The sequence below is a fragment of the Paracidovorax sp. genome (assembly GCF_057642795.1).
On sequence record NZ_JBXYZY010000002.1, the window covers coordinates 18,661 to 30,592 of the forward strand.

Annotated in this window: 12 protein-coding genes; 3 read left to right on the forward strand and 9 right to left on the reverse strand. The window is 68.8% G+C overall.

Translation table 11 applies throughout. From position 1 onward, the window contains the following. Positions 1 to 2: 2 nt before the first annotated feature. Positions 3 to 1,385: an aminotransferase-like domain-containing protein gene (locus tag AC3A84_RS02900; RefSeq protein ID WP_487968243.1), complete on the reverse strand. Its 1,383-nt coding sequence runs from the start codon at positions 1,383 to 1,385 to the stop codon at positions 3 to 5. A 190-nt stretch (positions 1,386 to 1,575) separates the two neighbouring features. Between AC3A84_RS02900 and AC3A84_RS02905 the strand changes: the two genes are divergently transcribed. Next, positions 1,576 to 1,809 (forward strand): hypothetical protein, encoded by a 234-nt coding sequence (locus tag AC3A84_RS02905; protein ID WP_487968244.1) that lies wholly within the window; start codon positions 1,576 to 1,578, stop codon positions 1,807 to 1,809. A 169-nt stretch (positions 1,810 to 1,978) separates the two neighbouring features. Here AC3A84_RS02905 and chrA read toward each other — a convergent pair whose 3' ends face one another. After that, the gene (gene chrA / locus AC3A84_RS02910) at positions 1,979 to 3,388 is read right to left on the reverse strand and encodes a chromate efflux transporter (protein ID WP_487968245.1); all 1,410 of its coding nucleotides are present in this window, start codon (positions 3,386 to 3,388) and stop codon (positions 1,979 to 1,981) included. 306 nt (positions 3,389 to 3,694) lie between these two features. Here chrA and AC3A84_RS02915 point away from each other — a divergent pair, with 306 nt between their 5' ends. Further along, positions 3,695 to 4,708: a DMT family transporter gene (locus AC3A84_RS02915; RefSeq protein WP_487968246.1), complete on the forward strand. Its 1,014-nt coding sequence runs from the start codon at positions 3,695 to 3,697 to the stop codon at positions 4,706 to 4,708. 78 nt (positions 4,709 to 4,786) lie between these two features. Beyond that, entirely contained in the window at positions 4,787 to 5,302 is a 516-nt protein-coding gene (locus tag AC3A84_RS02920; protein ID WP_487968247.1) for a hypothetical protein, read from the forward strand. A 15-nt stretch (positions 5,303 to 5,317) separates the two neighbouring features. Here the strand turns inward: AC3A84_RS02920 and AC3A84_RS02925 are convergent, their stop codons facing one another. The 7 genes from AC3A84_RS02925 to urtB all read right to left on the reverse strand — a co-directional run bounded on the left by AC3A84_RS02925 (position 5,318) and on the right by urtB (position 11,737). After that, positions 5,318 to 6,352 (reverse strand): aliphatic amidase, encoded by a 1,035-nt coding sequence (locus AC3A84_RS02925; RefSeq protein WP_487968248.1) that lies wholly within the window; start codon positions 6,350 to 6,352, stop codon positions 5,318 to 5,320. A 63-nt stretch (positions 6,353 to 6,415) separates the two neighbouring features. Next, positions 6,416 to 6,781 carry an FmdB family zinc ribbon protein gene (locus tag AC3A84_RS02930; protein ID WP_343592420.1) on the reverse strand — a complete coding sequence of 122 codons (366 nt, stop codon included), beginning with the start codon at positions 6,779 to 6,781 and terminating at the stop codon, positions 6,416 to 6,418. A 23-nt stretch (positions 6,782 to 6,804) separates the two neighbouring features. Then, complete coding sequence (gene fmdA, locus AC3A84_RS02935) at positions 6,805 to 8,031, reverse strand: formamidase (RefSeq protein ID WP_487968249.1); 1,227 nt, start codon at positions 8,029 to 8,031, stop codon at positions 6,805 to 6,807. A gap of 22 nt (positions 8,032 to 8,053) precedes the next feature. Then, entirely contained in the window at positions 8,054 to 8,743 is a 690-nt protein-coding gene (gene urtE / locus AC3A84_RS02940; RefSeq protein ID WP_487968250.1) for an urea ABC transporter ATP-binding subunit UrtE, read from the reverse strand. Between the two features lie 39 nt (positions 8,744 to 8,782). Beyond that, entirely contained in the window at positions 8,783 to 9,526 is a 744-nt protein-coding gene (gene urtD / locus AC3A84_RS02945) for an urea ABC transporter ATP-binding protein UrtD (RefSeq protein ID WP_487968251.1), read from the reverse strand. Positions 9,527 to 9,557: 31 nt separating this feature from the next. Beyond that, a complete protein-coding gene (gene urtC, locus AC3A84_RS02950) occupies positions 9,558 to 10,778 on the reverse strand; it encodes an urea ABC transporter permease subunit UrtC (RefSeq protein WP_487968252.1) in 1,221 nt (406 codons plus the stop codon). A 44-nt stretch (positions 10,779 to 10,822) separates the two neighbouring features. Further along, a complete protein-coding gene (urtB, locus tag AC3A84_RS02955) occupies positions 10,823 to 11,737 on the reverse strand; it encodes an urea ABC transporter permease subunit UrtB (RefSeq protein WP_487968253.1) in 915 nt (304 codons plus the stop codon). Positions 11,738 to 11,932 lie beyond the last annotated feature (195 nt).

The window sequence follows — 11,932 nt, forward strand, 5'->3', positions numbered from 1 at the left end:
GCTCAGACAGCACTCTGCTCGGGCCTTCGCGCCAACAAATCAGACAGCCTTCGAAGCCCCGCCTGCAAACGCCCCCTTTCCTGGATACTCCCCAGCGATATCCGAATGGCATCGGCAGTCACCAATCCGCCGTCCGTAGCGAACGCCTCCGCCGGCATCACCGCGATGCCCTCGCTGCGGGTCGCGCGCGCCAGCTCTGAAGAGTTCCAATACCCCGGCAACTCCAGCCATGCATGCAGGCCGTCTCCCGCGCCGCTGTAACGCCCCGCCAGAATGTCCCTCGCCATCCGATGGCGCAGGCGCGCCTCCTTGCGCACGCCGTCCATCAATGCGGCGGCCGAGCCGTCGAGGATCCATTGCGTGGCGAGGGCGGCGGTCAAGGGCGTGGCCATCGGTGCGAAGGCTTTCAGTGCGGCCAGGAAGCGTTCGCGCTCCTGCGGGTCGCGCAGAAGCACGAAGGCCACGCGCAGGCCGGGCGTCAGGCACTTCGACAGGGTGGCGATGTAGTGCGTCTGCTCCGGCGCGAAGGTGGCGATGGGCGGTGGCGGGGCGTCGGCGAGCAGCCAGTAGGGGTCGTCCTCGATGATGCGCAGCCTGCAGCGCTGAGCGATGCAGGCCAGTGCCTTGCGCCGGTGCTCCGGCATGGTGATGGCGGTCGGGTTCTGCAGCGTGGGGTTGAGATAGACCAACCCGGTCTGCTGCTGCCGGCACGCTTGCTCCAGCTTGTCGGGCAGCATTCCGTGCGCGTCCGTTTCCACCGGCACGACGCGCCGGCCGAACTGAGCGGCCGCAGCCATCAAGCCGGGATAGGTCATGGGCTCTGCGAGGATGGCATCGCCCGGCTCCGTCAGCGCCAGGATCGATGCGGCGATGGCGGCTTGCGCACCGGGGCAGACCACCACCTGCCGCGCATCCACATCGCCCAGCATGGGCGCGAGCCACCGGGCTCCGGCCTCGCGGTCGGCATCGCTGCCGCCGCCCAGGTGGTAGGTCATCAGCAGCTCGGCATCCGCCCGCATCAGGACTTGCGACAAACCCTGCTTCAGCAGGTCGCCGAAGTCCACGCCCTCCGGCGGCGGCGGGATGTTCATGCTCAGGTCGAGGACCGCGCCCCATTCGACTTTCGGCGCGGCGACGTAGGTGCCCCGGGCGCCGCGCCCCTCCAGCAGGTGGCGGCGCTTGGCCTCGTCGTACGCGCGCGTGATCGTCGTGAGGTCCACGCCCAGCTGCGCTGCCAGCAGGCGCTGCGGCGGCAGCCGGTCGCCGGGGGCCAGCGATCCGTCCGCCACCGCCGCCTGCAACGCATCGGCGATCTGGAGGAAGCGGGGGCCGCCCTGCGCGGTCAGCCGCGGCCGCCAGAGGTGTGCGTTGTCGTCTTCTTGCATGGATCTGAACGGGGCGTTGTCTCTCGATGTATGGATATTGCTTCAACGTACCATGCCCAGAACGGGCTGCGGCTGCATGCTTGCATGGCCGCCGCTCGACGTCCTGGCCTGTGCCGTGGTGGGCGCGGCCGCGCTGCCCACCCCACCCCACACAGAGGAGAGGGCCGCCTCATGGCCCGGAAAGTCTCACATGATCGATTGGGTCCCCGTCGTCTTCGTCGTCTTCAAGGTGCTCGTGTTCGGCACGTGCATGTTCTTCGCCGTCAAGTGGCATTACGACCAGGGCCGCAAGAAGCTGGACAAGCGTGCGCTGCTGCTCACGGCGGGCAAGCTGGGCGCCGTCTTCCTGGTGGCGCTTGCGATCCTTCTGTTCTTCACGTTCACCCTGGCCAAGCATCTGGGCATGGACCTGAGCCTGCCCTGACGGGCGGCCCCGGCATCCGCATTCGCCGCCGGCGCCGTGGGTGCAAGTCTCATCCCGCTCGGTCCATCTGGATGGTGCGGCCCTTGATCTGCGTGCTGCGGCACGCCATCTCCTGGCCCTGCGGCGCCGGAATTCGTGGCGAGCTTGCTGTCGGCCTGGGGGGCCGCCCTCAGCCCCCTGCCAGCAGCCGCCAGCCCACGCCGGCCAGCCCGGCCAGCGCCAGCACCGGCATCATGCCCCACTTCAGCCGCATCAGCGCCACGCCGGCCAGCACGCCGATGACGGCGCTGGCCGCGTCGAAGCGCCCGTCCATGCCCTGCGGCCAAAGCACGTGCCAGGCGAAGAACACGGCCAGGTTGACGATCACGCCCACCACGGCGGCGGTGATGGCGGTGAGCGGCGCGGTGAAGCGCAGCTGCCCATGGGTGGATTCGATGAACGGCCCGCCCAGCAGGATGAACACGAACGAGGGCAGGAAGGTGAAGAAGGTCACCACGGCCGCGGCGGCGGCGCCGGCCAGCGGCAGCGCGTCGGGCCCGAAGAGGGCCTGCGTCCAGCCACCTACGAAGGCGACGAAGGCCACCACCATGATGAGCGGGCCGGGCGTGGTCTCGCCCAGCGCCAGCCCGTCCATCATCTGCGCGGCCGTGAGCCAGTGGAAGTGCTCCACCGCGCCCTGATAGACGTAGGGCAGCACGGCGTAGGCGCCGCCGAAGGTCAGCAGCGCCGCTTTGGTGAAGAACCAGCCCATCTGCGTGAGCGTGCCGTGCCAGCCCTGCAGCGCCACCAGGCCCGCCATGGCCGCGAGCCACAGGCCGCCGCCGGCCAGCAGCACGGCGCGAAAGCGCGGCCAGCGGAAGCACGCATGGGGCGGCATGGGCGTGTCGTCGTCGATCAGGGCCGGGGGGGCCGGCGGGCCGGCCGCGCGGCCGCCATGTGCGCCGCCGCCCGCCGCGAACGACTGCGGCGAGAGCTTGCCGCCCAGGTGCCCCGCCAGCGCGGCGCCCAGCACGATGAGCGGGAACGGCAGCTGCAGCGCGAAGAGCGCCACGAAGGCCGCCAGGGCGATGCCCCAGAGCCAGCCGTTCTTGAGCGTGCGCCCGCCCACGCGCCAGGCGGCCTGCACCACCAGCGCGGTGACGGCCGGCTTGATGCCGTAGAAGAGGCCCGCGATCACCGGCACGTCGCCATGCGCCAGATAGAGCCACGACAGCCCGATGAGCAGCGCGAGCGAGGGCAGCACGAACAGCGCCCCGGCCACGATGCCGCCCCAGGTGCGGTGCAGCAGCCAGCCGATGTAGGTGGCGAGCTGCTGCGCTTCGGGGCCGGGCAGCAGCATGCAGTAGTTGAGCGCGTGCAGAAAGCGCCGCTCCGAGATCCAGCGCCGCCGCTCCACCAGCTCCTCGTGCATCAGCGCGATCTGCCCGGCCGGCCCGCCGAAGCTGATGCAGCCGAGCTTGAGCCAGAAGCGCCAGGCCTGCGAGAGCGGCGGCAAGGCCGGCGGCAGCGTGGCCGCTGCTGCGTGGTCGTCATCGTCGCCGGCGGTCGGGGGGGAGGTGGGTGTGTCCACGGCGGCCATTCCTGGGGTGGTTGCTGGGTCGGCCGGCCGCACGGGGCAAGCGGGCCGGGGCGCATCGTGCCACAGCGTCGGTCCGTTCGGTGATTGAAAGGAGAATGTGCCTATAGCCCTTGGATTAGAAGGGCGTGCAGCTATGAAATTTGTAGCGAATGATGCGGCGTGCCAAAGCCGGGGCGGGGCGTGCGGCGCGGCCCCGGATGCAGCCGTCAGGGCATTGCCGGCGGGCGCACGGCAGTCGTCGCCCCCTGCCTAGAATGCCTGCACTCCGGGGCCTGGGCGCCCCGGTCGATGATGAAAGTGCCTGCCGTGTCCTCTGCCGCTTCTCCCGCGCCAACGGCGCCTGCCGTCGCCACCTCCCCTGCCTCGACCGCCTTCACCCGGCGCGGCAGCGTGTTCGCGCTGGCGCTGCTGTGCTGCCTGCTCTGGGGCAGCTCGTTCCCGGCCATCAAGTCGGGCTATGCGCTGCTGGGCATCGCGGGGGACGACATCCCTTCCAAGCTGGTCTTCGCGGGCTGGCGCTTTCTCGCGGCGGGCGGGCTGCTGCTGGCCTGGGCCGCGGCCACCGGCCGGCGCCTGGGCGGCTGGCCGCCTTCCGTGTGGCGCCAGCTGGTGGTGCTGGGCCTGGTGCAGACCAGCGTGCAGTACGTGTTCTTCTACATCGGCCTGGCGCACACCACCGGGGTCAAGGCCTCGATCATGAACGCCACCAGCACCTTCTTCAGTGTGCTGATGGCGCACTGGCTGTATCACAACGACCGGCTGACCTGGCGCAAGTCGCTGGGCTGCGGTGCGGGCTTTGTGGGGGTGATGGTGGTCAACCTGGGTGGATCGGGTGGAGGTCTGGCAGGCGCTCTGACGGGCGTGGAGTTCACGCTGCTGGGCGAAGGCTTCGTGGTCATCGCCGCGCTGGTGCTGGCCGTGGGCGGCATCTACGGCAAACGCATCTCGCAGCACATGGACCCGGTCGCCATGACCGGCTGGCAGCTGGTGGTGGGCGGCGCCGTGCTGCTGGCGGCGGGCTATGCGCTGGGCGGATCGCTGGGGCACATCACGCCGGCCTCGTCGGCGCTGCTGGGCTACATGGCGGTGCTGTCGGCTCTGGCCATCTCGATCTGGAGCCTGCTGCTCCAGCACAACCGCGTCAGCCTCATCACGGCGTTCAATTTCATGATCCCGGTGTTCGGCGCGCTGCTGTCGGCGCTGTTCCTGGGCGAAAGCATCCTGGAATGGCGCAACGCCGCCGCGCTGGTGCTGGTCTGCTGGGGCATCTGGCTGGTGACCACGCAGGCGTCCGGGGCCCTGAAGCGGCGCGGGGATTGAGCCGAGGCGCTGCGCCCGAGCGGCGGCGGCGGCGGCGGCGGCATCATCTGGCAAGCCTGCCTGCCGGACAATACGCCGATGAACGATTCCCCCCTGCGAGCGACCGACGAGGCGGCGCTCGACACCCCCGACGCGCCGATCCAGGAAGCGCGCCTCTGGCGCGACGAGCGCTGGACGGCCGAAGTGATCAAGAACGAAGACGACGACGGCTGGGCCGTGTCCATGACGCTGCGCGGCGAGTCCGAGCCGGCGCTGGTCGGCCCCTGGACGATGGGCCGCGACAAGAAGAACCCCAAGCCGTTGGATGCGCCGGCCTTCCACACGCTGGTGAAGACGGCCTCCGAAGTGTTGCGCCGCCACGAGCAGCAACTGCACGCGCAGCTGCACAAAGCGGTGACCGTGGGCGCGGGCGACGAACTCGTGCGGGTGGCGCTGCGCATCGTGCCGGACGAGGAATATCCATACGCCGTGCTGACGGCGCACGACGCCGCCAGCGAGCTGCTGGGCGAGGCGCGCGTGGAGGCCGGCTTCAAGCTCAGCCAGGCCAGCGCGCTGGCGTGGATCGAGAGCGATTACTCGTCCCGGGGCCGGTAGCCGCTGGCGCCCGCTTCAGGGCTCCCGCGCGCCATGCGGGATGCCCTCGATCGGGCATTGCGCCGTGCCCACGGCGCTGCGCGTGACGGCCTCGGCCGTGCGGCGCGCGGCGGCCGGGTCGTTCACCCACTGGCGGTAGAAGCCGTAGGGGCAGTCGGCCACGCCCTGCTCGCCCTCGCCCGAATTCAGCACGCCGGTATAGCCCCGGTGCAGCAGCTTGAAGAGGTGGTTCTCGCTCTGGCCGTGCCGGCGGAAGTCGCGGATCAGGTGCTTGGAGAGCGCGGCGTACTGCACGCCCATTTCCTCTTCGCCGCATTCGCCCAGCGTGCGGCCGTCGAAGCCGATCAGCGCGCTGTGGCCGAAGTAGCTGTACACGCCGTCGAAGCCCGCCGCGTTGGCCACGGCCACGTAGCTGTTGTTGGCGAAGGCCATGGCCTTGCTCATCAGGATCTGCTGCTCCTTGGCCGGGTACATGTAGCCCTGGCAGCGCACGATGAGTTCCGCGCCCTGCATGGCGCAGTCGCGCCAGATCTCGGGGTAGTTGCCGTCGTCGCAGATGATGAGGCTGATCTTCAGGCCCTTGGGGCCGTCGCTGACGTAGGTGCGATCGCCGGGGTACCAGCCTTCGATGGGCGTCCACGGCATGATCTTGCGGTACTTCTGCACGATCTCGCCCTGGTCGTTCATGAGGATGAGCGTGTTGTAGGGCACCTTGCGCGGGTGTTCCTCGTGGCGCTCGCCGGTGAGCGAGAACACGCCCCACACCTTGGCCTTGCGGCAGGCGGCGGCGAAGATCTCGGTCTCATCGCCGGGGATGGTGGCGGCCGTGTCCAGCATCTCCTGGCGGTCGTACATGATGCCGTGGGTGCTGTACTCGGGGAAGATGACCAGGTCCATGCCCGGCAGGCCGGCCTTCATGCCGACCAGCATGTCGGCGATCCTGCGGGCGTTGTCCAGCACCTCGGCTTGGGTGTGCAGCCGGGGCATCTTGTAGTTGACGACCGCGACGCCGACGGTGTCGTCGCTGCTCGAAATATCGCCGTGGATCATGGCGGGGCTCCTGGGATGACTGTGAATCGGTGACGAGAGGAAAAGGCCGTCCGGGCGCCGCGCTCAGTGGCTGATCATCCAGGGGCGCTTGGATGGAAAGGCCTTGGCGCCGCCGGGCGCGGTGACGGTGGCGCTGCGCTTGCCGCTGCCCGCGCCGCTGCAGCAGCCGCAGCCTGCGGGGTGGCGCAGCCGGCCGTAGCTGCCAGCCTCGGTGTCGCGCGAGGAGCGCGGCGCGTGGCGGGCGCGCTCGTTGGTCTCGTGCGCGCGGCGCTGCTCCGGGCTCACACAGGCCAGGTGCGGGGCGCTGGCGAAGACGCGCGGCGATGCCGCGCCGCACGCCGGGCAGGCCGCGGGCTCGTTGCGCTGGGCCACGCTGCGCAGCGCGTCGAAGCCGCCGCAGTCCGCGCAGTGGTAGTCGTAGGTGGGCATGGGCGGGCTTCCTTCTCGCGCGCTCAGACGATGTCGTGCGACAGGGGCATGTCGATGCTGCCGTCGAGCATCTTCACGGGGCCGCTGGCGCTGGGGTTGATGTCGAAATCGAAGATCTGCGTGGGCAGCCAGAGCGTGGCGCAGGCGTTGGGCACATCGACCACGCCGCTGATGTGGCCCTGCACCGGGGCCGTGCCCAGGATGGAATAGGCCTGCGCGCCGCTGTAGCCGAACTTCTTCAGGTATTCGATGGCGTTCAGGCAGGCCTGACGGTAGGCCACGTTCACGTCCAGGTAGTACTGCTTGCCGGCCTCGTCCACCGAGATGCCCTCGAAGATCAGGTAGTCGTTGTACGTGGGCACGATCGGGCTGGGCTTGAAGATCGGGTTCTTGATGCCGTACTTGGCCATGCCGCCCTTGATGAGCTGCACCTTCATGTGCACCCAGCCGGCCATCTCGATGGCGCCGCAGAAGGTGATCTCGCCGTCGCCCTGGCTGAAGTGCAGGTCGCCCACGCTCAGGCCCGCGCCGTCCACGTAGACCGGGAAATACACCTTCGCGCCGCGCGAAAGGTCCTTGATGTCGCAGTTGCCGCCGTGCTCGCGCGGCGGCACGGTGCGGGCGGCCTCGGCGGCGGCCTTGTCGCGCGCCTCGCCCTGCATGCGGCCCATGTGGGCGGTGCCGGGCGATGGCGGGTTGGCCAGGCCGGCGGTGGGGTCGCTGTCGATCAGCTGCTGCTCGCGGGCGTTCCACTTGTCGAGCATCGCGCGGTCGGGCAGGCAGCCGATCAGGCCCGGGTGGATCAGGCCCGCGAAGTTCACGCCGGGGATGTGGCGCGAGCTGGTGAACATGCCCTTGAAGTCCCAGATGGACTTCTGCGCTTCGGGGAAGTGCTCGGTCAGGAAGCCGCCGCCGTTCTTCTTGGAGAAGAAACCGTTGAAGCCCCAGAGGCTGTCCTGCTTGGCGCCGATGTCCAGCAGGTCCACCACCAGCAGGTCGCCGGGCTCGGCCCCCTTCACGCCCACCGGGCCGGAGAGGTAGTGCACGGTGGTCAGGTCGATGTCGCGCACATCGTCGGCGCTGTCGTTGTTCTTGATGAAGCCGCCGGTCCAGTCGAAGGTCTCCAGGATGAAGTCGTCGCCCGGGTTGACCCAGCAGGCCATGGGAATGTCAGGGTGCCAGCGGTTGTGGATGTTCTCGTTCTCGGTGGGCGACTTGGTGAGGTCGACTTTGATGAGGGTGTCGGTCATGGCAGGCTCCTTCGTTGGTGGGTCAGACAGAGAGGTAGGACTTGATGCGCTGCTGGTCGGTGTCGGCGCGGGTGGTCTCGTGCACCAGCCGGCCGCCTTCGATGACGAAGAGCCGGTCGGCCACGTCCATCGCGAAGCTCAGCACCTGTTCGGACACGACGATGGTGAGCTGGCGCATCTTTCGGATCTCGTTGAGCGCCTTCGCGATGTCCTTGATGATCGAAGGCTGGATGCCCTCGGTGGGCTCGTCGAGCAGCAGCACCTTGGGGTCGGTGACCAGCGCGCGGGCGATGGCCAGCTGCTGCTGCTGGCCGCCCGAGAGGTTGCCGCCCTTGCGCCGGCGCATGTCCCACAGCACCGGGAAGAGCGCGTAGATCTCGTCCGGGATGCGCTTGTCCTTGGCGTTCTCCAGGCCCGTCTGGATGTTCTCCTCCACCGTGAGGGTGGGAAAGATCATGCGGCCCTGCGGCACGTAGGCGATGCCCTTGGCGACGCGGCGGAAGCTCTCGTCCTTGGAGACGTCGTGGCCCGCCACCTCGATGCGGCCGCTGCGCGAGGGCAGCACGCCCATCAGGCTCTTGAACAGCGTGGTCTTGCCCATGCCGTTGCGGCCCATGATGGCGACGGTTTCGTTGGCGCGGCCCTCGAACGAGATGCCGTGCAGCGCCTCGCTCTGGCCGTAGGCGACGTGCAGGTCGGTGACTTTCAGCATGCTCGGGCTCCAGGGGTTTGAAGGGATGGGCGGCGCATGTCAGTGGCCCAGATAGACGTCGATGACCTTGGGGTCGGCCTGCACCTGGTCCATCGGCCCTTCGGCCAGGATCTTTCCCTGGTGCATCACCGTGACCTTGTGCGCGATGCGCTTGACGAACTCCATGTCGTGCTCGATCACGATCACCGCGCGGTTGCGGCAGATGCGCTCCAGCAGCTCGGCCGTGAGCTCGCGCTCGCGCGCGCTCATGCCGGCGATGGGCTCGTCCAGCATCAGCAGCTCGGGCTCCTGCATCAGCAGCATGCCGATCTCCAGCCACTGCTTCTGCCCGTGCGAGAGCAGGCCGGCCTCGGTTTCCAGCCGGCCGGCCAGGCCGATGTCCTCGGCCACGGCCTGCACGCGTTCCTTCACCGCATCGGTGCAGCGGAAGGCCAGCGCGCCGAACACGGTGCGGCCCGTGGGATACGACACCTCCAGGTTCTGGAAGACCGACAGGTTCTCGTAGATGGAGGGCGTCTGGAACTTGCGGCCGATGCCCAGGCGCACGCGTTGGTGCTCGGCCATGCGCGTCAGCTCCTCGTTCTTGAACTTGATGCTGCCGCCGGTGGCGCGCGTCTTGCCGCAGATGAGGTCCAGCAGCGTGGTCTTGCCCGCGCCGTTGGGGCCGATGATCACGCGCAGCTCGTTCTTGTCCACGTACAGCGTGAGGTTGTCGATGGCCTTGAAGCCGTCGAAGGAGACGGTGAGGTCTTCCACGGCGAGGGCGAAGTCGGTGTTGCTCATGGATGGGGCTCCTGCGCGGTGGTGGTGTTGTTCAGACGCCCTGGTGGCGCGTGCCCTGGGGCAGCGGCGCGCCGGCGGGGGCGGCCAGGGCGGAGGGCTGCGGCTCGGCGCCCGGGGCCTGCGCGGGCCATGGCGCCGGCGAAGGCGCGGGCACGGCGGCGCGGCGCAGGGCCTCGCGGCGGCCCTTCCACCAGGGCACGATGCGCTCTTCCCACACGCCGGCCAGCCCCATCGGGAAGGCCATGGTCACGCCGATGAAGAGCGCCGCCATGAGGAACAGCCACAGGTCCGGAAAGCTCTCGGAAAAGTACGTCTTGCCCGCGTTGACCAGCAGCGCGCCATAGACCGCGCCCACCAGGCTCATGCGCCCGCCCACGGCGGCGTAGATCACCATTTCGATCGAGGGCACGATGCCCACGAAGCTCGGCGACATGAATCCCACCTGCAGCGTGAACAGTGCGCCACCGATGCCCGAGAGCGCCGCCGCCAGGCAGAAGGTGAAGACCTTGAAATTGGCCACGTCGTAGCCCGAGAAGCGCACGCGGTCTTCCTTGTCGCGCATGGCCAGCAGCAGCGTGCCCAGCTTGCTCTTCTGGATGAAGCGGCACAGCAGGATGGACAGCACCAGCAGCGCCACGCACACGTAGTAGAGGATGACTTTGGCGCTGTCGGTGCGCGTGTCCCATCCCCAGAGCGTCTTCAGGTCGGTCATGCCGTTCACGCCGCCCGTGTAGCCCTGCTGGCCGATGATGAGCACCGTGCAGATCAGTGCCACGGCCTGCGTGATGATGGCGAAGTACACGCCCCCCACGCGGCGCTTGAACATGGCGAAGCTCACGATCCAGGCCAGCAGCGTGGGCAGCACCACCACGGCGGCCAGCGCGAACGGCAGGCTCTTGAACGGCACCCAGAACGAGGGCAGCGCGGTGATCTGGTTCCAGTCCATGAAGTCCGGAATGCCGGGCGTGGACTGGATCTTGGTGCTGACCGGGTCGGAGGCTTCGAGCTTCAGGAACATCGCCATGGCGTAGCCGCCCAGGCCGAAGAACACGCCCTGCCCCAGGCTCAGCACGCCGCCGTAGCCCCACACCATCACCAGCCCGATGGCGACGAAGGCATAGGTCAGGTACTTGCCCACCAGGTTGAGGCGGAAGATGTCGAGGCTCAGTGGCAGGACCACGGCCAGCAGCACGGTGAGCAGCACCAGGCTGGCGAGCTGGTAGCGCTGGACCCAGGCTTTGAAGGCGTTCATGGGGGTGACTCCGTTGGATGCGGGAAGGACGTGAGCGCTGCCGTTCAGCGGCGGACCTTGGAGGCGAACAGCCCCTGCGGCCGCACCATCAGGATCAGCACGATCAGCGAGAGCGTGATCACCTTGGCCATGGAGCCAGCCAGGAAGAACTCGGTGATCGACTGCGTCTGCGCGATGCCGAAGGCCGACACCACCGTGCCCAGCAGGCTGGCCGCGCCGCCGAAGGTCACCACCAGGAAGGCATCGACGATGTAGAGCGAGCCCGAAGTGGGGCCGGTCGAGCCGATGGTGGTGAAGGCCGCGCCCGCCACGCCGGCAATGCCGCAGCCGATGGCGAAGGTGAGGCGGTCGGTCTTCTTGGTGTCGATGCCGATGGCGTTGGCCATCACGCGGTTGCTGACGGTGGCGCGCACCCGCAGGCCCCAGCGGCTCTTGTGCAGCGCGATCAGCACGCCGGCCGTCACCACCACGGTGAGGGCCAGCACGAACAGGCCGTTGACGGGAATGTCCAGGCCCTCGGCCGGCGCCCAGGAACCCATCAGCCATTCGGGCAGCGTGGGGCTCACTTCCTTGGGGCCGATGAAGGTGCGGAAGCACTGCTGCAGCGCCAGGCTCACGCCCCAGGTGGCCAGCAGCGTATCGAGCGGGCGTTTGTAGAGGTGGCGGATCAGCCCCCACTCCACCAGCCAGCCGGCCACGAAGGCGAAGCCGAAGGCGGCCACGATGGCCAGCGGGAAATAGAACGGCATGAAGCCGGGCGCGTACTGCGCCGTCAGCGTCGAGCCCAGGTAGATCGTGTAGGCGCCGATGGTCATGAACTCGCCATGCGCCATGTTGATCACGCCCATCTGGCCGAAGATGATCGCCAGCCCCAGGCCCATGAGCAGCAGCACCGCGAACAGGCTCAGGCCCGCGAAGCCCTGCATCAGGCCGATGTTCATCATTTCGGAGAAAGTCATGGTGCAGCTCCTGCGTGCAAACCAAGGGATAAATGCGATCCGTGCCGGCACCAGCCGCCGCAGCGGCCCGCACCGGGCGCGGCATCGAAGGCTGGCGCGGCCCCAGGCCAGAGACACCGAGGAAGGGCCGCCCCGCACCGACGGTGTCGTCCCCCTCCCGCCCAGCGAGAGAGGGGGGAGGCGCGCAGCGCCTCA